The 23,044-nt window shown below is 49.6% G+C and carries 21 protein-coding genes, 1 other RNA gene and 1 pseudogene; 19 read left to right on the plus strand and 4 right to left on the minus strand.

Annotation, left to right across the window (positions count from 1 at the left end; genetic code table 11):
* The first annotated feature begins 177 nt into the window (after positions 1-177).
* Positions 178-1,209 (plus strand): YeiH family protein, encoded by a 1,032-nt coding sequence (locus tag BKD12_RS07180; protein ID WP_070088631.1) that lies wholly within the window; start codon positions 178-180, stop codon positions 1,207-1,209.
* A gap of 148 nt (positions 1,210-1,357) precedes the next feature.
* Here the strand turns inward: BKD12_RS07180 and BKD12_RS07185 are convergent, their stop codons facing one another.
* From BKD12_RS07185 to aroF, 3 genes are read right to left on the minus strand one after another with little or no spacing between them, the layout of a single operon-like run.
* Positions 1,358-2,101 carry an SDR family NAD(P)-dependent oxidoreductase gene (locus tag BKD12_RS07185; protein ID WP_070088632.1) on the minus strand — a complete coding sequence of 248 codons (744 nt, stop codon included), beginning with the start codon at positions 2,099-2,101 and terminating at the stop codon, positions 1,358-1,360.
* A gap of 26 nt (positions 2,102-2,127) precedes the next feature.
* A complete protein-coding gene (gene aroB / locus BKD12_RS07190) occupies positions 2,128-3,186 on the minus strand; it encodes a 3-dehydroquinate synthase (protein ID WP_070088633.1) in 1,059 nt (352 codons plus the stop codon).
* Between the two features lie 47 nt (positions 3,187-3,233).
* On the minus strand, positions 3,234-4,247 hold the full coding sequence (gene aroF, locus BKD12_RS07195; protein ID WP_070088634.1) for a 3-deoxy-7-phosphoheptulonate synthase: 1,014 nt from the start codon (positions 4,245-4,247) through the stop codon (positions 3,234-3,236).
* 254 nt (positions 4,248-4,501) lie between these two features.
* Between aroF and BKD12_RS07200 the strand changes: the two genes are divergently transcribed.
* The 5 genes and pseudogenes from BKD12_RS07200 to tadA form a co-directional block, all read left to right on the plus strand.
* Positions 4,502-5,164, plus strand: a complete 663-nt coding sequence (locus BKD12_RS07200; protein WP_070088666.1) for a 4'-phosphopantetheinyl transferase family protein — start codon at positions 4,502-4,504, stop codon at positions 5,162-5,164.
* A 110-nt stretch (positions 5,165-5,274) separates the two neighbouring features.
* The gene (locus BKD12_RS07205; RefSeq protein ID WP_070088635.1) at positions 5,275-6,372 is read left to right on the plus strand and encodes a hypothetical protein; all 1,098 of its coding nucleotides are present in this window, start codon (positions 5,275-5,277) and stop codon (positions 6,370-6,372) included.
* A 15-nt stretch (positions 6,373-6,387) separates the two neighbouring features.
* Positions 6,388-7,815, plus strand: a complete 1,428-nt coding sequence (locus BKD12_RS07210; RefSeq protein WP_070088636.1) for a deoxyguanosinetriphosphate triphosphohydrolase — start codon at positions 6,388-6,390, stop codon at positions 7,813-7,815.
* Positions 7,816-7,878: 63 nt separating this feature from the next.
* Positions 7,879-8,763 carry a DUF6128 domain-containing protein gene (locus BKD12_RS07215; RefSeq protein WP_070088667.1) on the plus strand — a complete coding sequence of 295 codons (885 nt, stop codon included), beginning with the start codon at positions 7,879-7,881 and terminating at the stop codon, positions 8,761-8,763.
* Positions 8,764-8,806: 43 nt separating this feature from the next.
* A pseudogene (gene tadA / locus BKD12_RS07220) lies at positions 8,807-9,289 on the plus strand (tRNA adenosine(34) deaminase TadA); the annotation flags it as partial.
* On the opposite strand, the gene ffs reads toward tadA, so the two are convergent.
* Positions 9,288-9,550: signal recognition particle sRNA large type (ffs, locus tag BKD12_RS07225), an RNA gene on the minus strand. The pseudogene tadA and the gene ffs sit on opposite strands and share 2 nt — an antisense overlap.
* 39 nt (positions 9,551-9,589) lie before the next feature.
* Between ffs and BKD12_RS07230 the strand changes: the two genes are divergently transcribed.
* The 13 genes from BKD12_RS07230 to BKD12_RS07290 all read left to right on the plus strand — a co-directional run bounded on the left by BKD12_RS07230 (position 9,590) and on the right by BKD12_RS07290 (position 22,952).
* The gene (locus BKD12_RS07230; RefSeq protein ID WP_070088637.1) at positions 9,590-11,326 is read left to right on the plus strand and encodes a B12-binding domain-containing radical SAM protein; all 1,737 of its coding nucleotides are present in this window, start codon (positions 9,590-9,592) and stop codon (positions 11,324-11,326) included.
* Positions 11,327-11,521: 195 nt separating this feature from the next.
* Entirely contained in the window at positions 11,522-12,982 is a 1,461-nt protein-coding gene (locus tag BKD12_RS07235; RefSeq protein WP_094078743.1) for a VanW family protein, read from the plus strand.
* A 28-nt stretch (positions 12,983-13,010) separates the two neighbouring features.
* Positions 13,011-13,571 (plus strand): AIR synthase-related protein, encoded by a 561-nt coding sequence (locus BKD12_RS07240; RefSeq protein ID WP_070088639.1) that lies wholly within the window; start codon positions 13,011-13,013, stop codon positions 13,569-13,571.
* Positions 13,572-13,684: 113 nt separating this feature from the next.
* Entirely contained in the window at positions 13,685-14,176 is a 492-nt protein-coding gene (locus BKD12_RS07245; RefSeq protein WP_070088640.1) for a tRNA (cytidine(34)-2'-O)-methyltransferase, read from the plus strand.
* Positions 14,177-14,283: 107 nt separating this feature from the next.
* Positions 14,284-14,592, plus strand: a complete 309-nt coding sequence (locus BKD12_RS07250; protein ID WP_070088641.1) for an ATP synthase subunit B family protein — start codon at positions 14,284-14,286, stop codon at positions 14,590-14,592.
* A gap of 58 nt (positions 14,593-14,650) precedes the next feature.
* On the plus strand, positions 14,651-16,666 hold the full coding sequence (locus BKD12_RS07255) for a V-type ATP synthase subunit I (protein ID WP_070088642.1): 2,016 nt from the start codon (positions 14,651-14,653) through the stop codon (positions 16,664-16,666).
* A 2-nt stretch (positions 16,667-16,668) separates the two neighbouring features.
* On the plus strand, positions 16,669-17,154 hold the full coding sequence (locus tag BKD12_RS07260) for a V-type ATP synthase subunit K (RefSeq protein WP_070088643.1): 486 nt from the start codon (positions 16,669-16,671) through the stop codon (positions 17,152-17,154).
* Positions 17,155-17,204: 50 nt separating this feature from the next.
* Complete coding sequence (locus tag BKD12_RS07265; RefSeq protein ID WP_070088644.1) at positions 17,205-17,804, plus strand: V-type ATP synthase subunit E; 600 nt, start codon at positions 17,205-17,207, stop codon at positions 17,802-17,804.
* A gap of 18 nt (positions 17,805-17,822) precedes the next feature.
* Complete coding sequence (locus BKD12_RS07270; protein ID WP_070088645.1) at positions 17,823-18,791, plus strand: V0D/AC39 family V-type ATPase subunit; 969 nt, start codon at positions 17,823-17,825, stop codon at positions 18,789-18,791.
* Positions 18,784-19,101 carry a V-type ATP synthase subunit F gene (locus tag BKD12_RS07275; RefSeq protein WP_070088646.1) on the plus strand — a complete coding sequence of 106 codons (318 nt, stop codon included), beginning with the start codon at positions 18,784-18,786 and terminating at the stop codon, positions 19,099-19,101. The genes BKD12_RS07270 and BKD12_RS07275 overlap by 8 nt, the downstream gene beginning before the upstream one ends.
* A gap of 24 nt (positions 19,102-19,125) precedes the next feature.
* Complete coding sequence (locus BKD12_RS07280) at positions 19,126-20,895, plus strand: V-type ATP synthase subunit A (RefSeq protein ID WP_070088647.1); 1,770 nt, start codon at positions 19,126-19,128, stop codon at positions 20,893-20,895.
* 2 nt (positions 20,896-20,897) lie between these two features.
* On the plus strand, positions 20,898-22,271 hold the full coding sequence (locus BKD12_RS07285) for a V-type ATP synthase subunit B (protein ID WP_070088648.1): 1,374 nt from the start codon (positions 20,898-20,900) through the stop codon (positions 22,269-22,271).
* Positions 22,272-22,292: 21 nt separating this feature from the next.
* A complete protein-coding gene (locus BKD12_RS07290) occupies positions 22,293-22,952 on the plus strand; it encodes a V-type ATP synthase subunit D (protein WP_070088649.1) in 660 nt (219 codons plus the stop codon).
* Positions 22,953-23,044 lie beyond the last annotated feature (92 nt).

A 23,044-nucleotide genomic window follows, 5' to 3' on the forward strand; every position in this document is an offset into this window, starting at 1 on the left:
ATGGGGACGGGGGATTTCTGGAAATCCCCCGTCCCCATTGAAGGAATAATAACATATTTTTATCGAAAAATAAAGATTTATAATTTTACATTATGATAATCGTGTGTTATGATTTGTTTCGTGAAAAATGTGGAAAGTTATGTGGATATGTATGTGAGTGAAATGTGGAGGGCGAATATGAGTTTTGTGAGTAAGAACTGGAAGGGAATTTTGGTTTGCTTTTGTATCGCGGTGCCGTCCTGGCTGCTGGGTCAGCGTTTTCCGATCATTGGGGGACCGGTGATCGCGATCCTGGCGGGGATGGTTCTGACGCTGGGGATCAGGGATAAGAGCGCCCTGGAAAGTGGCATTAAATATACATCTAAAAAGATCCTGCAGTATGCGGTGATCCTTTTGGGATTTGGCCTGAATCTACAGGTGATTCTTCAGACGGGAAAACAGTCTTTGCCGATTATTTTCTCAACGATTGCCACATCTTTGATTATTGCCTATGTTTTGCATAGGGCAATGCGTATTCCGGGAAAGATATCGACGCTGGTGGGGGTAGGATCTTCGATCTGCGGAGGCTCTGCCATTGCGGCGACGGCGCCGGTCATTGATGCGGACGATGAGGAAGTGGCGCAGGCGATTTCGGTAATTTTCTTTTTCAACGTGCTGGCGGCGATTTTGTTTCCGACATTGGGAGGTTTCCTCGGCTTTGCAACAAATTCTGGAGAAGCGTTTGGGGTATTCGCCGGAACGGCGGTAAATGATACCTCGTCTGTAACCGCAGCGGCCTCCACCTGGGACAGCCTGTATGGGCTGGGCAGCCAGACGCTCGATAAGGCGGTGACGGTAAAACTGACCCGGACTCTGGCAATTATTCCGATTACGCTGGTGCTGGCGCTGATCCGTACAAGACGGGAAAAAGGCGAGGGTGCCGGGAAGGTTTCTATCAGGCAGGTGTTCCCGTTTTTTATCCTGTTTTTCATCGGTGCATCCGTGATTACCACAGCTGCAACAGCGGCAGGCGTGCCGGCAGATGTGTTTGCGCCGTTGAAGGAACTGTCTAAGTTTTTTATTGTGATGGCGATGGCGGCAATCGGCCTGAATACCAATATTGTGAAGCTGGTAAAGACCGGAGGCAAACCGATTCTGATGGGAATGGCGTGCTGGATCGGGATCACAGTGGTAAGTCTTGCTATGCAGCATGTGTTAGGGATCTGGTAGAAAGACGCAGGATAAGAGAAAGAAAACTTTGAAAAAAGACTTGATAACAAAATAAAAATACCACCTTGAATATGTGCGGGATCGCAGAATTAAAATTTGCGATAGCCCGTACGGAAAGACCAGGGTGGTATTTTGGCTTTTTTCCTATTTATAACGTAGTAAACAGATCGATGCACTGCCCGGTCATCACGTCCGGAGCATCGCAGAGCAGGTAGACAATGGCTCTGGCCACGTCGTCGGCGCTGCCCATAACGGCATCGTCCTGTCCCACAGAGTGGTTGTAAACCCGTTGGCCCGGCGTATCTACCATGCCGGGAGCAACAGCGTTGACCTGGATGCCGTATTCCTGAGTCTGGATAGCAGCAGTTTTGGTCATGGTAACGATTCCGCCCTTGGCTACAGAATAGGCGCCCATTTGAGAGGCAATGCGGCCCATGCGGGAGGATACGCTGACGATCTTGCCGCTTCCCTGACGGATCATGACAGGAATCACATGCTTCATGCATAAGAAAGGAATCCGAAGGTTGGTGCGGATAATCTGATCCCACTGCTCTTCGCTCCACTCCCAGAGCCGGATCGCCTGATGTTCCCTGCCTTCATAAATTTCCTTCGGATAGCCGCCCGCATTGTTGATTAGGATATCGATACGGCCATACATCTGCAGGACGCTGTCCACCATAGATGCGGCCTGTTCTCCGCAGGTCAGGTCCCGGGAGAGCGAGGATGCTGTTCCGCCCTTTTCCCGGATCAGCCGTACTGTTTCATCCAGGTCGGACTGTGTACGGGCGACTGCGACAACAGTGGCTCCTTCGGCTGCCGCGGCAAGTGCGGCGGCCCGGCCGATTCCCTTTCCGGCACCGGTGACGATGGCGACTTTATCTTTTAATCTCATTTATATCCCTCCAATAGCTGTAAATATTATACGATCCGGTCACTGTGGAAGAAATCAACGGAAGCCGGATAGATACGGCTGACGCCGATTTCGTTCAGCAGGATCAGGTTCAATTTATTATTCAGATTTTTTTTGTCCCGGGTCATGGCCTCTGTTAACTCTGTAAGAGGGATTCCGCAGGAATGGGGAAGGCCGTAAATATCAAGGACCTTCAGGATCTGATCTGCGGTTCCGGGACGGGTCAGGTTTTCCTGTTCTGCCAGCAAAGAAATCTGATACATGCCGATGCTGACCGCTTCACCGTGGCTTTCCCGCTCATAGTGGTGGAATTGCTCGATAGCGTGGGCCAGGGTATGACCAAAATTTAGGAGCATCCGCTCGCCGGTATCGAATTGATCCTTTTCCACAACGCAGCGCTTGATGTCGACGCAGCGGCCGATAATTTCGGCGAGTCTGGGCTTCAGATCCTCAAATGAACTGTAGGAGGCAAGCAGGTCGAAAAGCTCCCGGTCCTTGATGCATCCATATTTTATGACTTCGCCCATGCCGTCGTTTACGAATCTGGTGTCCAGGGTGTCAAGGACCGAGGGATCGATCAGGACCAGGGAGGGCTGATAAAAGGCTCCTACCAGATTTTTTCCCTGAGGAAGATCAACGGCCACTTTTCCCCCTACGGAGGAATCCACCTGTGCAAGGAGAGAGGTGGGTATCTGTGCCAGCTTTACGCCGCGCAGATAGCTGGCGGCGGCAAATCCTGCCAGGTCGCCGATGACACCTCCGCCAAGAGCAATGACCAGGTCGCTACGGGAAATTCCGGCGTCCAGCATGGCACTGTAAAGCACAGGAAGAGTCTTGAAGTTTTTTGTAGTTTCCCCGTGGGGAAGCTCCAGGTGGAAACATTCATACTGGGCTTCCAGATTAGCTTTCAGAGCGCTGCCATACCGGGGATAGACCTGGTCATCAGAGATGATCATGATCCTTTTCCCGGAAAATATTTTCGAAATGTAGGTAAGGGCATGTTCCAGAATATGGTTTTCAATATAAATAGGGTAGCTGTCTGCCCCCAGGTTTACGGTAAGTTTCATAATCCGCGTCCCCTTTCTTAGCATCTGCTTTTGGGAATTAGCTGTAATTACAGGGTTTTTCCGACAACTTTGGCAATCTGGGAAACCTCTTTGATCAGATCGTCATATTTTTTTGGTTTCAGCGACTGAGCGCCATCGCACAGAGCACATTCCGGGTTGTTGTGAACCTCGATCATCAGTCCGTCAGCTCCGGCGGCTACAGAGGCCTTTGCCATGGAATCTACCAGCCACCATTTTCCGCCGGCATGGCTTGGGTCTACGATGACCGGAAGATGAGTCAGACGGCGCAGGACCGGAATGCTCTGGAGGTCCAGCGTGTTCCTGGTATAGGTTTCAAAGGTGCGGATTCCGCGCTCGCATAAGATGACATTTTCATTACCGGATGCCATAATGTATTCCGCAGACATGATCCATTCCTCATAGGTAGCGTTCAGGCCTCTCTTTAACAGGATGGGACGGTCTACCTGTCCCAGCTGTTTTAAGAGGTCAAAATTCTGCATGTTCCGTGCGCCGATCTGGATCAGATCCACCTTCTCGTTAAAAAGATCCAGATAATCTGTAGACATCAGCTCGGTAACAATAGGAAGACCGGTGGCCTCTCTTACCTCACAGAGAATATCCAGTCCCTTTAAGCCAAGCCCCTGGAATGAATAAGGGCTTGTACGCGGCTTAAATGCCCCGCCCCGCAGGAGGTTGGCGCCGGAGGCCTTAACGGCCTTTGCGATTTCCATAACCTGATCTACGGATTCTACAGAACATGGACCGGCAATCAGTCCAAGATGTCCGCCGCCGATTTTTACTCCCGAGACATCAATGACAGAATCCTCTGGATGAAAGGCGCGGTTGGCAAGTTTATATGGCTCCTGAACGTGCATGACCTTGTCGACGGCAGAATCAACCTCGAAAAGCTTAGGATCCACCTGGGTGGTGTCTCCGATACAGCCGATGATGGTCATCTCGGAACCGACAACAATGTGGGTGTCCAGTCCTTTTCTCTTGACCATTTGTTCAACACGGGTAATATCATCCTGCTTTGCACGTGGTTTTAATACGATAATCATAATAAGTCCCTCCAGGAAAAATTTGTATGATAATATTGAAATATTTACACTGTAAAATTTTAGCTATTTAAAGTGTGAAAACAATAGTATACTACCTTAATATACGGAAGATGTCAACCATTTCGAAAAAATTTCACCAATAGCAAAAGAAAAGGGACTGCTTGTAAAATGACAGGCAGGACCCTATAATGAAAGCATGGGTCAAGACCCTTTTGGTATCCCATATCATAACACAAAAAGCAGGAGAAAAAAAGATGGTGAAAGTCTGGGCGGCACGGATTACGCCGCTTTTTGATAAAACGAATTATGTATTTTATTATGAAAAGCTGCCGGAATGGAGAAAGGAAAAAGCAGACCGCCTCAAGAGTGAAAATGCAAAAGCCCAGAGTGTGGGAGCGTGGTCTCTTTGGACCAGGCTGCAGCAACAGGAGAAGCTGGGAGAAGATACACCCTTCAATCTGTCCCACTCCGGGGAATATGTGCTGTGCGCCTTCAGTGACTGCAAAGAGGCGCAGGTGGGCTGCGATCTGGAGATGATAGGAGAATACCGGGAGAAAGTTGCAAAGCGCTTTTTTTGCGGGGAGGAATATGCACATATAATAGGAACAGACAGCGAAGAGGAGCGGAAGGAATTGTTTTACCGTTACTGGGTTCTGAAGGAGAGCTTTATGAAAGCCACCCGAAGGGGGATGGGGCTTAGTACCAGAGCGTTCCGGATAGACTGGGACAGCACGGGAAGACCGGTGCTTGGGAAGCAGCCGGAGGAGTATCCGGGTATATATCATTACTGCGAATATTCACATCCGCAGATCCCTGGCAGGATGGCGGTATGCACAACGGATCCCCGGATTGACGAGGAGCTTCATCTGACGGAGTTTGACAGGGAAGGAGTAGTTGACGAGGCTTCGGGCAGGTGATAGAATAGTAAAAGGGAAAAGACTGGGTTTATCAAGAAACAGAATAGTTTACACAAAAGATAAGGCCTGTCGGGAGAGTATAAAATTCAAATTAATAAGGAGGACATGTTATGCTGGATTTAACATTTGGAGAACAAGTGAAAATCATCTTAAGCCGCAGGGGCATGACAATCAAGGAACTCGCAGAGACCATTGAGGAACGTACCGGAAAGAAAATGTCGCGCCAGAATCTGACCCAGAGACTGGGGCGGGATAATTTCCAGGAGCAGGACATGCGTATGATCGCCGAGATTCTTGATTGCCCATTTCAGCTCAGTATTCTTGGAGAAGACGGCGTTTCCATAGAAAAAGCACAGAATAATCATGCACAGACAGAGACCTGGGAGGAACCGGCAGAAGTCTGGGAAGAGCAGCCGGAAGAGATGTATGCGGAAGCCGCGGCCCCGGAGGAGCCGGAAGAGACAGCTGCCGGGCCGGCAGAGGTGCAGGAACGGGATATAACCATCGGGGAACTGGTGGATATCCACGAAGAACTGGACGCAATGATCGAGCGGGAACAGGGAGAACTTCCGCCGCTGGAAGAGCCGGTGGCAGAGCTCCTTGAAGAGGTTGCCGCAGAGGAAGAAGAAAAAGAAGAGGAACCACACAGGGAAGAGGAAAAGGCGAAAGAAAAGCAGGGGCCTAAAAAAGAAGAAAAGAAGCATGGCTGGAGGGAGTATCTGCTGCGCCGTATCCGGAAGCCGGAAGAGAAAAAAGCAGAAGAGAAATCCGAAGAGCCGGCGCCTGCAGAGGAAATGACGCAGGAAGCAGAAAACGAGTCGGCAGACGTTCAGATCCGTACGCCGGAGCCGGTAGCAGAGGCCGTAACAGAAGAATATGTGCTGGAACAGGAAGAGCCGCTGCTCTATGAGGAAGAGGCAGAAGAGGATGAGGCGGAAAGAAGCGCCAGAGAAGCAGCGCTTGCAGAGCTTGAGGAGTTCACAGCCGAAGAAGAGGATCTGGAGAAAGGGGATATTAATCCTTATACCGGGAGAGAATACAAAAGCAACAGTGTCCGGATGCATCCGACCCGCATCGGCTATGTGCAGGTTTATGACAGAGGCACACATACCTGGACTGATATGACCGAGTGGGCATTCCTGGGATATCAGGAGCGAAAAAAGGCACTGCTTGGCAAGGATTACGTGCCGCCGATCTATCTGGACTAAAGAGGGCGTAAAAGATTGAATTGGGAACAATTATTATCAACAAAAAGAAGCAGGGAAAGTGCGGGGAAGACACGCCGTTATAAAAATACAGACTTAAGAAGTGAGTTCGAGAAGGACTATCACCGGATAATCGGAAGCGCGTCGTTCAGACGGCTGCAGGACAAGACGCAGGTGTTCCCTCTGGATAAAAGTGATTTTATCCGGACCAGACTGACACATTCCCTGGAGGTTTCTTCATTTGCCAAATCTCTGGGACAGAATATCGGAGAAAACATATTGGAATATAAGAAAGATTCCAGTTTCACTCCGAGGATGAAAGAGGATATCTGTCATATCCTGCAATGTGCGGGGCTGATCCATGATATTGGCAATCCGCCTTTCGGGCATTTCGGAGAGATTGCCATCCGGGAGTGGTTCCAGCGGAATCTTCCAAGGCTTACCTACCACGGAAAGCCTCTGGACCAGGTGCTCCTGCCGCAGATGCGGGAGGATTTTTACCATTTTGAGGGAAATGCCCAGGCGCTGCGGCTGGTGACAAAGCTTCATTTCCTGGTCGATGAAAATGGAATGAATCTGACCTATGCACTTCTTGGGACTATTTTAAAATATCCGGTGTCATCTGTGGAAGTGGATGCGGATTCCGGGGATGTTAAAACAAAGAAGATGGGGTATTATCTGGCGGACCGGCAGATCTTTGAAGAGGTTGAAAAAGAGACGGGCGCCTGCGGATGCCGGCATCCTCTTACATTTATCCTGGAAGCTGCGGATGACATTGCCTATAAAACCGGCGATATAGAAGATGCTTTTGTAAAAGGGTTTATCAGCTATTCCAGGCTTCTGAGGGAACTAAAGGTTCTGCAGGATGGATATTTAAAGAATCAGGACGGTGCGTTCCAGGCAGCGGATAAGCTGGAGGAATATTACCGCCGGGCCTTTGAAAAGGGCATAGCTGATCCGGAGGAATATGCGGTGAAAAATTGGATTGTCCGGGTGCAGGGATTTTTGATCAGCTGTGCAACTTTTGGATTTACATCCAATTACAGAGAGATCATGAGCGGAACATACTGTCACGATCTCTTCTATCAGACCTTTGGAGAAAAGTTGATGGATCTGCTGGGGGATCTTGCAAACCGAAAGGTATTTACCTCGGAGACGATTTACCGGATGGAGGTAAAGGAAGCGGTGATCCTTAATGATCTGATGGATCAGTTTATGAGGGCGGCCATCAAATATGACGATCCGTCTCAGTCATTGAATTCTATAGATCAGAGGATGGTTTATTTTATTTCTAATAATTATAAAAATGCGTATCACTATCACGCCAGAGGGAAGTCAGACGTGGAGAAGCTGTATCTGAGGATTCTGTTAGTGACAGACTATATCTGCGGAATGACAGACAGCTATGCCAAGAGGCTGTACCAGGAGTTGAAGGCGATGATCTAGGTATATTTCCACATGCGGGGGAATAGATTGTGGTAAATGAACCAGCATGGAGGAAAGAAAAGAGTGAAGCGGTTTATTCGTTATTTGTACGAGTATGAACAGGGAAAAAAGCTCCGGAATGTGGGCTTTGTAAAGGCGGAGCAGGGAGTGGAGGACTGTGTGCTCCATATCCATGGGAAGGGCCTGAATCTGGGAGAGCCAAAAGTCCTGAAATTGTACCTGTTTTTCGTAGAGGATGGGGAATGTGTCGGAATATGGCAGGGGGATGCAGAGAATGTGAACCCTGCCATTAATTACCGGATGTATTTTACCAGTGGAGATACCGGGGGACGGGAGAATTTTGACCGTATCAACGGAATTATCCTGGAGAGCGGCGATGGCAGAAGATTTGCGGCGGTATGGGATGAGAAACAGCCAGATATAGGCGCTATGCGGATCTGGGATCCGGATGAAGGAACCAGGGAAGAAGAACTGGCGGAAGAACCAGCGGAAGAATCGGCAGAAGAAATGGCGGAGGAAGAGACAGCAGAGGAAGAGACGGCAGAGGAAAAGACATTAAAGGAAACGGAAGAAAGACAGGAAGTGGAGGAGGCAGAAGAGATCCAGATATCCAAGGGAGGATTTCGCTGTCAGAAGATCCAGAGAAATGATCTGGCCAGGCTTCCCCGGTGTGAGTGGAAGCTTTCCAACAACAGCTTTCTTCTGCATGGCTATTTCAATTATCATCACCTGGTATTTCTGGATGACGGAGAATGGCTGCGGCTGGGAGTACCGGGGATCTTTCACCCCAAAGAAGCAAAGGCGGCGGAGGCATTCGGATTTCCGGAGTTTATCCGCAGATGCGATATTGAAGTGGATTTAAGTGAAGAAGAACAGGAGACGGAAGAAAAGTTTGGGTACTGGTGCCGGTGTGTGCGAAGGCAGACACCGCTCTGTCCGCGGACATAAAACAGTGGCCGCAAAGTGGCCGCTATAGAACGGGAGAAAACAGATGGAAGAACAGACAGAAGCTCGGAAGAAGGATGAAAAATACATGAAGGAGGCAATCCGGCAGGCAAAGAAGGCCTATGCGCTTGGTGAGGTGCCTATCGGCTGTGTGATTGTCTATCAGGATAAGATTATCGGAAGAGGATACAACAGGAGAACCATTGATAAAAATACACTGGCACATGCAGAGATGATCGCGATCCGGAAAGCCAGCAAAAGGATGAATGACTGGAGACTGGAGGGCTGTACGATGTATGTGACGCTGGAACCCTGTCAGATGTGTGCCGGTGCCATTGTACAGTCCCGGCTTACGAGGGTCGTGGTGGGCTGTATGAATCCCAAGGCAGGCTGTGCGGGATCGATCCTTAACCTGCTTCAGATGAAGGAGTTCAATCATCAGGCGGAGCTTCAGACGGGAATACTGGGGGAAGAATGCAGTCAGATGATGAAAGCATTTTTTAAAGAACTGCGTGAAAAGAAAAAAATCGTGCATTGCGCTTCGAGCGCAGATTCACAGACGTTACCTTGATAGTTAACTCAGCCCAGGCACCCTTACGGCACCCGGAAGATTCCGTTTAGTGCTGCTTCGTTCCCGACCTGACACGGTTCACGGATTTCCGTCGCGTAAGACCCAAGCCTCAATGCCACTTGTCAAGGGCAGCTCTGCAAAGCTGTGCCCTCTGCGCAATATCACCCCTGCTATAGCGGATTGCAGGTACAAGGTACCGCTAACACCCCGGCTGCACGAGCCTTAATTTTACCCTATTTCGGAGGAAATGTCAAGAATATGAGGATACTTTTGACGGCAGTTAATGCAAAATATATTCATTCAAACCTGGCGGTCTACAGCCTGAAGGCCTATGTGAAGGATTCCTGTGTGGAGATCGCCGAATACACGATCAATCAGACAGAGGACGCCATCCTGGGAGATCTGTATCGGAGAAAGCCGGATGTGCTGTGCTTTTCCTGTTATATCTGGAATATAGAGTTGATAAAAAGCCTGGCGCATGAATTTGCCAAGCTCTGTCCGGAGACGGAAATCTGGCTGGGAGGCCCCGAGGTTTCCTATGACGCGGAAGACGTACTGCGCCGCTTTGCGCAGGTAAAAGGAGTGATGAAAGGGGAAGGGGAAGAAACCTTTCAAGAACTTGTCCGGGCGTACCGGGACAGAAGCTGCGAAGAAGAGTGCTCTTTTGAGGAGGCACTTGCCGGGATCAAGGGAATTTCTTTTCGGAGCCGCGGCGGAGAAATCACAGAGAATCCATGGAGGCCGCCCATCGACCTTAGCAAGGTACCCTTCGTCTATGAAAATCTGGAAAATTTCCGGAACCGGATCATATACTATGAATCCAGCAGGGGCTGCCCGTTTTCCTGTAGCTATTGTCTGTCTTCCATAGATAAAAAGCTGAGGTTCCGGGATCTTTCTCTGGTGAAGAGAGAGCTTCAGTTCCTGATCGACCGGGAGGTGCCGCAGGTAAAATTTGTGGACCGGACCTTTAACCTGGTGCATGGACATGCCATGGAGATCTGGCGTTATATCAAGGAACATGACCGGGGAAAGACAAATTTTCATTTTGAGATTGCGGCGGATCTTTTAGATGAGGAGGAGATTGCACTGATCAGCGGGATGCGTCCGGGGCTGATACAGCTGGAAATTGGCGTGCAGTCGACCAATCCGGAGACAATCCGGGAAATCCGAAGAAAGATGGATCTTGAAAAAGTAGGAACGGCCGTGAGGCGTATCCGAAAAGCCGGAAATATCCACCAGCATCTGGATCTGATCGCCGGCCTTCCCTATGAGGATCTGGAAAGCTTCCAAAGATCCTTTGACGAGGTGTACAGACTGAGGCCGGATCAGCTTCAGCTTGGATTTTTGAAGGTGCTAAAAGGCTCTTATATGAAAGAACAGGAAGAAGCGTACGGGCTGGTCTGTAAGAGCAGGCCGCCTTATGAGGTGCTGAAGACACACTGGCTCTCCTATGAGGATATACTCTGCCTGAAAGGCGTGGAAGAGATGGTAGAGGTGTATTATAACAGCCGCCAGTTTACTCATACAGTAGAAGCTATGGAAAACTGCTTTGCGTCCGCATTTTCGATGTATAAGGGTCTGTGGAGATATTATCAGAGCCGGGGGATCTGGGATGTCCAGCATAAACGCAGTGCAAGATATGAAATATTCCTGGATTTTGTAAAGGAGAAGTTTCCGGATAAGGAGGAAGAAATCCGGGAATGGCTCATTTACGATTATTATCTGAGGGAAAATGCAAAGACCAGGCCGGCCTTTGCCGGAGAGCCGAAGATGACGAAAGAAATCCGGCGGGCGTTTTATGAAGACGAGGATCGGCTAAGAAAATATCTGCCGGAATATGAAAAGTATGATAAAAATCAGATGCGGAGGATGACGCATCTGGAGTATTTTGAGAAAGAAAAGCAATATGTATTATTCGATTATCTGGAAAGAAACCCATTGAATCAGGAAGCAAGAACCTGTATCATAGAGAATAGAGAAGGAGAGAACCTATGAATTTTAATAACAAAAGAACCAGAAGAATGATCGCTATTGTCATCATTGTAGTTATTGTGGCCATGGTCGCGACAATGGTGATCCCGTATCTGATGGTATAAAATCTGCAGTAAGGAAAGGAAAAGAGTCTGGGGGACAAGTATGTCGGATAGGCGGCTGAAGAGCAGAATCCAAAGAAATAAAAAAATAGCACGAATGAAGAAGCAAAGGGCGTACCTGGTGTGCGGCCTGGTTTTTGTATGCTTTTTTGCGGTCTGCGGGATCGTTTATGGCGGGCTTCGGCATTATGTAAACCGCTTTCCGCAGAACCGGGTTCTTCAAAATGTATATATCGGGACGCTGGATGTTTCCGGTATGAAGGAAAAGGAAGCAAGGCAGGCGGTAGACGCCCACCACCAGGAGCATCTGGGGAATATGGTGACCATGGGTGTGGGCGAAAAATCTGCAAAAGCAAGTCTTGGGGAGCTGGGGCTTAAGTACAAGGATGCAGACCAGCTGGTAAAGCAGGCAATGGATTATGGCAAGAAAGGGTCGGTGGTACAAAGATTGCGCGAGATCCGGGGACTGTCTAAGGAAAAGCATGTAGTGAAAGAGGCGATGCGGCTGGATCCGGAGACGGCAAAGGCTGTGATAAATGAGCGGGCGGTACCGCTTACGGTGCGGGCGGAAAATGCATACATTGAGCGTACGGGAGAAGGCTCCTTTTCTGTCGTGGAGGAGAAAGAAGGCTATACGGTGGATGTAGAGGCGTCCATTGAGAGTATGGAGCAGTTTATAGAAAAAAACTGGGACCATGAGGATCTGTCAGTTGATCTTACATTGGTCAAGGAGGAACCAAAGATCAAGGCGGCAGATCTTGCGACCATCGAAGATGAGCTCGGAAGCTTTTCTACGGATGCCGGGGGCGGAGACAGGTGGCAGAACTTAAGCACCGGTGTTGGAAAACTGAACGGCACCATACTCATGCCGGGAGAAAGCCTGTCTGTCTGTGATGCCACGGCGCCCTATGATGCGGAGCATGGATATGTAGAAGCGGGATCCTATGAGAACGGACAGGTGGTGGATTCCTACGGAGGCGGGATCTGCCAGGTTTCGACCACTTTATACAATGCGGTCCTGTATGCGGAGCTGCAGGTGGATAAGAGATATCCTCACTCGATGCTGGTGAATTATGTGAAGCCGTCCAGGGATGCGGCGATTGCGGAAGGGATCCTGGACTTTGTTTTTACCAATAATTATGACACGCCTATTTATATTGCAGGTGAGATCGACGCGGCCAACCAGATGCGCTTTACTATTTATGGAAAGGATACGCGTCCGGAGGGCCGGACGGTAGAATATGAGAGCGAAACTCTGGAAACAGAGGAATACAGTGTAGTATATAAAGAAGATGCAGAAGCGGCGCTTGGAAGCATGGAGTATTCCGGCAGCCCTCACACCGGTACTACGGCCCAGCTGTGGAAGGTGGTATACCAGGATGGCGTGGAAGAATCCCGGGAAGTCATCAATCAGAGTGTGTATGAAAAGTCGGATCAGATCATCCTGGTGGGAACGGCATCGGATGACCCGGCGAAATCAAAAATAGTGCGGGACGCGATCGCGTCTCAGGATCAGGCGCAGATCAGCGCGGCGATCAGTCAGGCCCAGTCCTTATAGAGACAGCGGGCGGGAAGGGCGGTAATATATGAGAAATACAGAAGCAAAAGAGCAGAGCTTCCGGGCCGGACAAAAGATCATTCTGACCGGATGGATCGGACTGGACGGGATGCTGTGTGTCCTGGAAAAGAAGAGAGGGGAGCTGGAACAGAAATTTGCACCGGCCTTCCTTATGCAGGCGAAGGCCCGGGGTGAGGAAAGGAATGTCTGTTCTGAGGAAGAAATAGAAGAGATTACGGATGCTTTCGTATATCCGGTGGGGGAAGGAGGAATCCTGGCAGCGCTGTGGTATCTGGCAAAGGCGGCGGGAAAAGGGATCTCGCTGGATCTGAAAAAATTTCCGATCCTGCAGGAGACCATTGAGATCTGTGAATGTTATCGCTTGAATCCTTACCAGCTGCGCTCAGAAGGATGTTTTCTGATCGTAACGGATGAAGAAAGCCGTGTAGAAAGACTGCTGGCAGAACAGGGAATCCGGGGAACGGTAATTGGTGAAATTGCCAATAATAACGATAAAATTATCCGAAATGGGGAAGATATCCGGTATATTGACCGTCCGGCGCCGGATGAATTGGCAAAAATATTGTAAAAAATTGATAAAATTAGTAAAAAGTAGAAAAAATAATGATACATTTTTAACAAATGTGTATATTGACGAGCGCCCTTCATTTATTTAAAATGTTGATAAAAGGAGGGCGCTATATGTTTCATATTGTACTGCTTGAGCCAGAAATTCCGTCTAATACAGGAAACATCGGGCGGACCTGTGTGGCGACCGGCACGAAGCTGCATCTTATCGAGCCGCTTGGCTTCCGGCTGAATGAGAAGAATCTGAAGCGTGCAGGTATGGATTACTGGGATGATCTGGATGTGGAAACCTACATTGATTATCAAGATTTCCTGGAGAAGAATCCTGGAGCAAAAATTTATATGGCAACCACCAAAGCGGCAAAGGTCTATACAGAAGTCCGGTATGAACCGGACTGTTATATTATGTTCGGAAAAGAGAGCGCAGGTATACCGGAAGAGATTTTGGTACAGCATAAAGAAGACTGCATCAGGATTCCGATGATCGGAGATATCCGGTCCTTGAATCTCGGTAATTCCGCAGCAATCATTTTGTATGAAGCGCTCCGCCAGAACCAGTTTGCAGGGCTGAATCTGGAGGGACATTTACACAGATTAAAATGGTAAAAATGCAAGAAATATTGTAAGATTATTCATTGCGCTAGACTTTTGTTAAAATTCATATTATAATCGTAACTACAGGACTCATATTGAGAGAGGTGGTGAACAGACAGATGGTAGAAGAAACCATTCAGACCATCAAGGAGACAGAGCGCGAGGCTGAAGAGATCATAAAAGACGCGGATGCCAGATGTGCGGGGATTCTTGAAGAAGCGTCAAAAAAGGCTGCAAAGATCAAGGAAGATGCGGTCAGGGACGCTAAGGAAAAGGCAGAGGCCAGTCTGTCGTCAGCAAAAGAAGTTGGGACACAAACGATGCAGGATGCATTGAAGGAAACGGAAGAGCAAATTGCATCTTTAAGGGGGACAGCGCTAGCCAAGGAGGATGCGGCTGTATCTGCGGTGATCGCAAGACTCGTCTGACCTATTTTCGCTTGAATGAGAAGCCAGAAAAAATGCAAAAAGAAGGAGGGATGAGGCTATGGCAGTTTTGCAGATGCAAAGAATCAGTATCTGCGCGCTGAAAAAAGACCGAAAGGCAATCTTGGAAAAGATACAGTCAATGGGCATCATGGAAATGAGCCAGGTTGCAGAAGACGAAGACGGCTTTGAAAAGATGGATACCATAAGCGCCAGGCAGAGCTTTGAAAAGAAAGCGTCGCTTTCCGAATCAGCACTCGATATCCTGGATGCCTATGCACCGGAAAAGAAGTCTATGTTTGCCAGCCTGGAAGGCAAGAAGCTGGTAGAATCCGACCAATTTGCAAAGATCACGGCAAAAAAAGAAGAAATTCTGGAAAAAGCCGAAAGGATTGTTGCCTGCAATAAAGAAATTGCCGAGCATAAGGCCGAGAGTGCAAAGCTGGAAAATCAGATCGAAGCTCTTGTGCCGTGGCTTTCCCTGGATGTGCCGATGAACTGCAAAGGCACCGGGAAGACGGCGATGCTTCTGGGGACCATGCCGGGAGAAACAACTCTGGAATCGGTCTATGAACAGATCCAGACCGGGGAAGCACAAACAGATGCCGTGGATGTAGAGATCATAAACAGTGATCAGGATGCCACATATCTGGCTGTATTATGTTTGAAGGCAGATGCCGGGGCAGTGGAAGAGGCCTTAAGGGCGGCAGGATTTGCAAAGCCTTCGCAGACCGTACATGCGGTGCCGGCGAAAGAAACGGCAGAGTTAAAAACGAAAATTGAACAACTGAATAAGAAGATCGAAGAGATTGAAGAGGAAATCAAAGGATGTGCCAAATTCCGGGAAGAGCTGAAGGTGATCGGTGATTATTACCGGATGAGGGCGAAGAAGTATGAGATCCTCGGAACCCTTCCACAGTCACAGAGAACCTTCGTGATCAGCGGTTATATTCCGAAGAAGGCAGCCGGGGCAGTGGAAAAGGCCATCGGTGAGCATTACGACTGTGTGATCGACATTGATGAACTGAAGGAAGACGAGGAACCGCCGACCGTACTCCAGAACAATGCATTTTCTTCCAGCGTGGAAGGTGTGCTGGAGGCGTATGGACTTCCGCATAAAGGAGAGTTTGACCCGACGACGATCATGTCATTTTTCTACGTGTTCTTCTTCGGAATGATGCTCTCAGATGCGGCATATGGAGCGATTGTTGCTATCGCATGCTTCGTGGTACTCAAGAAATATCCGCGGATGAGCGCCAGTATGCACAAGTCGATAAAGCTGTTTATGTTCTGCGGACTTTCCACCATCGTATGGGGAATCCTGTTTTCGGGATATTTCGGCGATGCGGTGGATGTGATCGGAAGAACCTTCTTTGGAGTGGAAGTGTCTGTGCCGCCGCTTTGGTTCGCACCGCTTAATGATCCGATGAAGCTTCTGATCTATTCTATGGCCTTTGGACTGGTACACCTGTTTGTGGGTCTTGGGATCAAGGGCTATATGCAGATCAAGGATAAACAGTACCTGGATTTCTTCTGCGATGTGGTGCTGTGGTTTATCTTCCTGATCGGCCTGATCATGATGCTGATCCCGTCGGACATCTTTGCATCGATCGCACAGGTGAAGATCGTATTCCCGCCGGTGCTTAATACACTGGCAAAGGCACTGTCTATTATCGGTGCTGTCGGACTTCTGCTGATGTCAGGAAGATCCAGCAAAAATCCGGTGCTGCGGCTGGCGCTTGGTGCGTATGATATTTACAATATCACAGGATGGCTCAGCGACGTGCTGTCGTATTCCCGTCTGCTGGCCCTTGGCCTTGCGACAGGTGTTATTGCATCCGTAGTTAATCAGATGGGAAGCATGCTGGGCGGAGGAATTGTAGGAGCCATCGGATTTGCGATCATTTTCGTCATCGGTCATGCAATGAACCTTTCGATCAACCTTCTGGGGGCATATGTACACACCAATCGTCTCCAGTTTGTAGAATTCTTCGGAAAATTCTATGAAGGCGGCGGACGGCCGTTTGAACCGTTTGAAACAGATACAAAATATGTAGATATTAAGGAGGAACGTTAATCATGAGTATATGGGATAATTTAGGACTGGTATATGCACTTCTTGGTGCGGCGGCAGCAGTATTTCTGGCAGGCGCGGGCTCTGCGCTTGGTGTAGGTATCGCGGGACAGGCGGCTTCCGGAGTTGTAACAGAAGATCCGAGTAAATTTGCAAAGGTTCTTGTTATGCAGCTTCTGCCTGGTACACAGGGTATCTACGGACTTCTGGTAGGATTTATCACACTTTCCAAGATCGGTCTCTTAGGCGGCGGCGCGGCAGAGCTGACACCGCAGACCGGACTTCTGATCCTGGCAGCGTGCCTCCCGGTAGGTATTGTAGGACTGATCTCAGGAAAATCCCAGGGACAGTGTTCCGCGGCAGCGATCGGCATTATTGCAAAGAAACCAGATCAGTTTGGTAAAGCCATGCTGTTCCCGGCAATGGTTGAGACCTACGCGATCCTTTCACTTCTGATTTCTATCCTGGCAGTTACTGCGATCCAGGTTTAGTCACAGGAAACGAAAAGCAGCAGAAATCAAAAAAAGGAGTGCAAGGGTTTATGACTGGATTAGATAAAATGAAAAGTCAGATCCTGGACGAAGCAAAGAAAGCTGCCGAGGAGAAGATCTCCGAGGCAAACGCACAGGCAGACGAGATGATCCGCCTGGCAAAAGAAGATGCGGCAAAGCAGACAGAGAGCATCCAGAAAAAGGCAGAGGAAGACGTGGCGAATTATCAGGAGCGCATGGTGTCCTCGATCGACCTGCAGAAGAGGACCAAGATCCTGGCTGCAAAGCAGGAAGTGATCGCCGAAGTGCTGGAGAAAGCATACGAAAAAGTAAAAGCCATGAGTGAGGAGGAATATTTTTCTATGCTCCTTAAAATGGTAGAAAAGTATGCGCTGCCCCAAGAAGGGGAGATCTGCTTTTCTGCGGCTGACCTAGCAAGGCTGCCGGATGGATTTGAAGCAAAGGTTTCTGAAACCGCGGCTTCAAAGGGCGGTAGCTTAAGACTGTCCAGGGAAGGCAGAAAGATTGACAACGGATTTATTCTGATTTATGGCGGGATTGAAGAAAACTGTACGATCCGGGCCATGTTTGATGCAAAGAAAGACGAACTGTCCGACATTGTGCACCAATTAGTATTTTTACAGGCGTAACCAGATGGGAGGAATAAAATGAGCGAACAATATACCTACGCGGTTGCGCGCATACGTGCCCTGGAGGTTGGACTGTTTTCAGGCAGTACGATCGAGCAGCTCATTGCCTGCCAGGATTACGGACAGTGCCTGCAGTTTCTGGAGGAAAAGGGCTGGGGAGACAGTGAGAGCTCCGGCAATGCAGAGGCGATGCTGACCAGAGAGGAAGAGAAGATCTGGGAGGTCGTAAAGGATCTGCATATTGACATGGAGCATTTTGCAGTACTTTCCTATCCGAAGATTTTCCATAACCTGAAAGCTGCGGTGAAAGAGGCATGTACGGGAGCAAAGATCCAGCATATTTATTATGAGGATGTGCAGATTCCGGGAAGTGTCATGTCCGAGATCGTTCGGGAAAAGGAGTTCGGAAGACTTCCGGCATATATGCAGCATGCGGCAGAAGAGGCTTACGAGTCACTTCTCCATACCGGGGACGGACAGTTGTGCGACTGCATCATTGACCGGGCGGCGCTAGACGCCATCTATGAGGCGGGGAAACGCTCGGACGCCGCGATCATCCGTGATTATGCGGAGTCTACGGTGGCCGTGGCGGATATCAAGATCGCTGTCCGTTCACAGAAAACCGCGAAATCAATCGAGTTTATGAAGCGGGCTATGGCAGAGTGTGAAAGTGTGAATGTAGACCAGCTTGCAAAAGCAGCGCTTGGCGGCATGGATGCGATCCGTGATTACCTGCAGGGCACAGCCTATGCGGAAGGAGCAGAGGCGCTTGCGGAATCGCCGTCTGCATTTGAACGCTGGTGCGACAACCGGATCATTCAGACGATCAGTCCGCAGAAATATCAGGCATTTACGATAGGACCTGTAATCGCCTATGTGATTGCCAGACAAAATGAAATAAAAACGGTACGAATCATTCTTTCCGGCAAACTCAATGACTTACCGGATGATTCAATCCGAGAAAGGGTAAGGGAGATGTATGTATAAGATTGCAGTAGTAGGCGATTATGACAGTATCTACGGCTTTGCGGCGCTGGGACTGGATACATTTCCCGTGACGGCCCAGGAGGAAGCCGGAGAACGATTACAGGAGCTGGCGGCGGGAGGATATGGAATCATCTATATCACAGAAGCGCTGGCGGCAGGAATGAAGCATGAGATTGCAAGATATCAGAATCAGCTGATTCCGGCAATCATAGAAATTCCGGGAATTTCCGGAAATACCGGAAACGGAGTGCGGGGAGTCAAGAAGTCTGTGGAACAGGCGGTAGGCTCTGATATCTTATTCAGTAACTAAGAAAGTAGAGGTGATTCGTCCATTATGAGTAGTACAGGTACGATAAAAAAAGTAGCAGGACCGCTGGTCATTGCATCCGGCATGCGCGATGCGAACATGTCTGACGTTGTACGTGTAAGCAAGCAGCGTCTGATCGGTGAGATCATCGAGATGCACGGAGACGAGGCGTCGATCCAGGTATATGAGGAGACGTCAGGCCTTGGCCCGGGCGAGCCGGTAGAGTCTACCGGAGCGCCGATGTCCGTAGAACTGGGACCAGGACTGATCTCCAGTATCTATGACGGAATCCAGCGTCCGCTTGACGATATTATGAAGATTTCAGGCAACAACCTGCAGAGAGGTGTAGAGGTAGCTGCCCTGAAGAGAGATAAGAAATGGGAGTTTGTCCCGGTGGCAAAGGCCGGAGACGAAGTAGAAGCCGGAGACGTGTTGGGAACCGTACAGGAAACTGCCATCGTGCAGCAGAAGATCATGGTTCCCTATGGCGTGGAAGGTACCGTAAAAGAAATCAAATCCGGTGAGTATACGGTAGAAGACGTGATCGCCGTGATCGAGACCAAAGACGGAGACAAGGAACTTACCATGGTCCAGAAATGGCCGGTAAGAAGAGGACGTCCGTATGTGAAGAAGCTGCCGCTTGATAAGCCGCTGGTTACCGGGCAGCGTGTCGTTGACACCTTCTTCCCTATCGCAAAAGGGGGTGTGGCTGCGGTTCCCGGACCTTTCGGAAGTGGAAAAACAGTCATCCAGCATCAGCTGGCAAAATGGGCGGAAGCTGATATCGTGGTTTATATCGGATGCGGAGAGCGTGGAAATGAGATGACCGACGTTCTGAACGAGTTCCCGGAGCTGAAAGACCCGAAGACCGGACGTTCTTTGATGGAGCGGACCGTTCTGATTGCCAACACTTCGGATATGCCGTTTGCAGCCCGTGAAGCTTCTATCTATACAGGAATCACGATCGCAGAGTATTTCCGTGATATGGGATATTCGGTAGCCCTGATGGCAGACTCCACATCCCGCTGGGCGGAAGCCCTTCGTGAGATGTCCGGACGTCTGGAAGAAATGCCTGGTGAGGAAGGTTACCCGGCATACTTAGGATCCCGTCTGGCAGAGTTCTATGAAAGAGCCGGACACGTGGTTTCTCTTGGAAAAGAGGGAAGAGAAGGTTCCCTGTCCGTAATCGGAGCCGTATCTCCTCCGGGTGGTGATACTTCCGAGCCGGTATCCCAGGCAACCCTCCGTATCGTAAAGGTATTCTGGGGACTGGATTCCAACCTGGCATACAAGAGACATTTCCCGGCCATCAACTGGCTGACCAGTTACTCCCTGTATCTGGATAATGTCAGCGATTGGTTTAACAGCACGGTGGCAGAGGACTGGATGGAAGACCGTCAGAAGATGATGAGCCTTCTGCAGGACGAGGCAGAGCTGGAAGAGATCGTGCAGATGGTAGGTATGGATGCCCTGTCGCCGACAGACCGTCTGAAAATGGAAGCTGCAAGATCTATCCGTGAAGACTTCCTGCACCAGAACTCCTTCCATGAAGTAGATACCTATACGCCACTCCGGAAACAGTATCTGATGATGAAACTGGTGCTGGCGTTCTATGAACAGTCCTTAGAAGCTCTGAACAAGGGCGCTTCCATGAAAGTGCTGCTTAGCATGGATGTCAGAGAAAAGATCGGCCGTTATAAATATACTACGGTAGAGAATATCGAGACCGAGTATGAAAAGATCATGAATGAACTGAGTGAAGAGATCGCCGGTGCATTCGGGAAGGAGGACTTCTAATTATGCCAAAAGAATATAGAACCATACAGGAAGTTGCCGGACCGCTGATGATGGTAAAAGGAGTCGAAGGCGTAGCCTACGACGAGCTGGGCGAGATCGAGCTTGCAAACGGCGAGAAGCGCCGCTGCAAGGTGCTGGAAGTAGACGGAGACAATGTAGTAGTACAGCTCTATGAAAATGCTGCCGGCATCAACTTAAGCAACAGTAAGGTACGTTTCCTGGGACGCAGCATGGAGCTTGGCGTATCCGGAGATATGCTGGGACGTGTCTTTGACGGACTGGGACGCCCTATCGACGACGGACCGGAAATTCTTCCGGAAGAAAGAAGAGATATCAATGGTCTGCCTATGAACCCGGCGGCCCGTGTATATCCTTCCGAGTTCATCCAGACCGGTGTGTCAGCCATCGACGGACTGAACACTCTGGTACGTGGACAGAAGCTGCCGATCTTCTCCTGTTCCGGTCTGCCACATTCACAGCTGGCAGCCCAGATCGCAAGACAGGCAAAGGTACGCGGCAAAGATGAAAACTTCGCCGTTGTATTTGCAGCTATGGGTATCACATTCGAAGAATCCAACTTCTTCGTAGAATCCTTTAAAGAGACAGGAGCCATTGACAGAACGGTCCTGTTCGTCAACCTGGCAAATGACCCGGCGGTAGAGCGTATTTCCACGCCGCGTATGGCGCTGACAGCAGCAGAGTACCTGGCGTTCGAAAAGGATATGCACGTACTGGTCATCCTGACAGATATTACAAACTATGCGGACGCTCTTCGTGAGATCTCAGCAGCGAAAAAGGAGGTCCCGGGACGCCGCGGATATCCTGGATACATGTACACTGACCTGGCTCAGATGTATGAGCGTGCCGGACGTCAGAGAGGCAAGATCGGAAGTATCACCATGATCCCGATCCTGACCATGCCGGAAGATGATAAGACCCATCCGATTCCTGACCTGACAGGATACATCACCGAAGGACAGGTAATCCTTAGCCGTGACCTGTACCGCAAGGGCATCCAGCCGCCGATCGACGTGCTGCCGTCCCTGTCCCGTCTGAAGGACAAAGGTATCGGCGAGGGCAAGACAAGAGCGGACCACTCCAACACCATGAACCAGTTGTTTGCGGCTTACTCCCGTGGTAAAGACGCAAAAGAGCTGATGACCATCTTAGGAGAGGCGGCTCTGACAGAGATTGACCTGATCTACGCTCAGTTTGCAGACGCTTTTGAAAAGGAATATGTAAACCAGGGCTACAATACAGACCGGTCTATCGAAGAGACGCTGGAGATCGGATGGAAGTTACTGTCCATCCTGCCAAGATCCGAGCTGAAACGTATCGATGACAAGTTCTTAGATATGTACTACGGCAAACAATAAGCCATAGAAGGAGGCAGATATATGGCATCTACGCAGATCACGCCTACCCGTATGGAACTGACAAAAACCAAAAGAAAGCTTGCTACCGCCAGAAGGGGCCATAAGCTTCTGAAGGATAAACGTGACGAGCTGATGCGTCAGTTCCTGGAGATGGCGAAGGAGAACATGGAACTCCGCCAGAAGGTAGAAGCCGGGATCCTCTCTGCAAATAAGAACTTTGTCATTGCGAAAGCCGGAATGGATGAGGCAACTCTGAATACGGCTTTGATGGCGCCGAAGCAGGAAGTAAGCCTGGGAGTAGATAAGAAAAATGTCATGAGCGTTAATATTCCGGTGTTTGAGACAAAGACCAGGACGGCAGACGCAAACGATATTTACTCTTACGGATTTGCTTTTACGTCCAGCGATCTGGATGGAGCGGTAAAATCCCTGGCAGATATCCTGCCGGATATGTTAAAGCTTGCGGAGAGGGAGAAAGCGTGCCAGCTGATGGCGGCAGAGATCGAGAAGACCAGACGCCGTGTTAATGCACTGGAGCATGTGATCATCCCGGAAGCACAGGAGACCATCAAATATATCACGATGAAGCTGGATGAGAACGAGAGAAGCTCCCAGATTCGTCTGATGAAAGTAAAAGATATGATGCTGGAGGAGGCCCATCACTACAGCGAGAGGGCTTAAGACAGCAGAAAGTGAAAAAGCAAAGCGCCGCAGGAGCACCTTGACAAGGTGAGACTGCGGCGCTTTTTGCAGATGTGCGCCTGGCGGCGCAC

Origin of the sequence: Merdimonas faecis (assembly GCF_001754075.1) — a bacterium.
In the GTDB taxonomy this organism is placed as follows: Bacteria; Bacillota; Clostridia; order Lachnospirales; family Lachnospiraceae; genus Merdimonas; species Merdimonas faecis.

Bases quoted from the DNA above. Each gene is read 5' to 3' on its own strand.
- BKD12_RS07180 (WP_070088631.1), top strand. From the start codon at position 178: ATGAGTTTTGTGAGTAAGAACTGGAAGGGAATTTTGGTTTGCTTTTGT.
- BKD12_RS07185 (WP_070088632.1), bottom strand. From the start codon at position 2,101: ATGAGATTAAAAGATAAAGTCGCCATCGTCACCGGTGCCGGAAAGGGA.
- aroB (WP_070088633.1), bottom strand. From the start codon at position 3,186: ATGAAACTTACCGTAAACCTGGGGGCAGACAGCTACCCTATTTATATT.
- aroF (WP_070088634.1), bottom strand. From the start codon at position 4,247: ATGATTATCGTATTAAAACCACGTGCAAAGCAGGATGATATTACCCGT.
- BKD12_RS07200 (WP_070088666.1), top strand. From the start codon at position 4,502: ATGGTGAAAGTCTGGGCGGCACGGATTACGCCGCTTTTTGATAAAACG.
- BKD12_RS07205 (WP_070088635.1), top strand. From the start codon at position 5,275: ATGCTGGATTTAACATTTGGAGAACAAGTGAAAATCATCTTAAGCCGC.
- BKD12_RS07230 (WP_070088637.1), top strand. From the start codon at position 9,590: ATGAGGATACTTTTGACGGCAGTTAATGCAAAATATATTCATTCAAAC.
- BKD12_RS07235 (WP_094078743.1), top strand. From the start codon at position 11,522: ATGAAGAAGCAAAGGGCGTACCTGGTGTGCGGCCTGGTTTTTGTATGC.
- BKD12_RS07240 (WP_070088639.1), top strand. From the start codon at position 13,011: ATGAGAAATACAGAAGCAAAAGAGCAGAGCTTCCGGGCCGGACAAAAG.
- BKD12_RS07245 (WP_070088640.1), top strand. From the start codon at position 13,685: ATGTTTCATATTGTACTGCTTGAGCCAGAAATTCCGTCTAATACAGGA.
- BKD12_RS07250 (WP_070088641.1), top strand. From the start codon at position 14,284: ATGGTAGAAGAAACCATTCAGACCATCAAGGAGACAGAGCGCGAGGCT.
- BKD12_RS07255 (WP_070088642.1), top strand. From the start codon at position 14,651: ATGGCAGTTTTGCAGATGCAAAGAATCAGTATCTGCGCGCTGAAAAAA.
- BKD12_RS07260 (WP_070088643.1), top strand. From the start codon at position 16,669: ATGAGTATATGGGATAATTTAGGACTGGTATATGCACTTCTTGGTGCG.
- BKD12_RS07265 (WP_070088644.1), top strand. From the start codon at position 17,205: ATGACTGGATTAGATAAAATGAAAAGTCAGATCCTGGACGAAGCAAAG.
- BKD12_RS07270 (WP_070088645.1), top strand. From the start codon at position 17,823: ATGAGCGAACAATATACCTACGCGGTTGCGCGCATACGTGCCCTGGAG.
- BKD12_RS07275 (WP_070088646.1), top strand. From the start codon at position 18,784: ATGTATAAGATTGCAGTAGTAGGCGATTATGACAGTATCTACGGCTTT.
- BKD12_RS07280 (WP_070088647.1), top strand. From the start codon at position 19,126: ATGAGTAGTACAGGTACGATAAAAAAAGTAGCAGGACCGCTGGTCATT.
- BKD12_RS07285 (WP_070088648.1), top strand. From the start codon at position 20,898: ATGCCAAAAGAATATAGAACCATACAGGAAGTTGCCGGACCGCTGATG.
- BKD12_RS07290 (WP_070088649.1), top strand. From the start codon at position 22,293: ATGGCATCTACGCAGATCACGCCTACCCGTATGGAACTGACAAAAACC.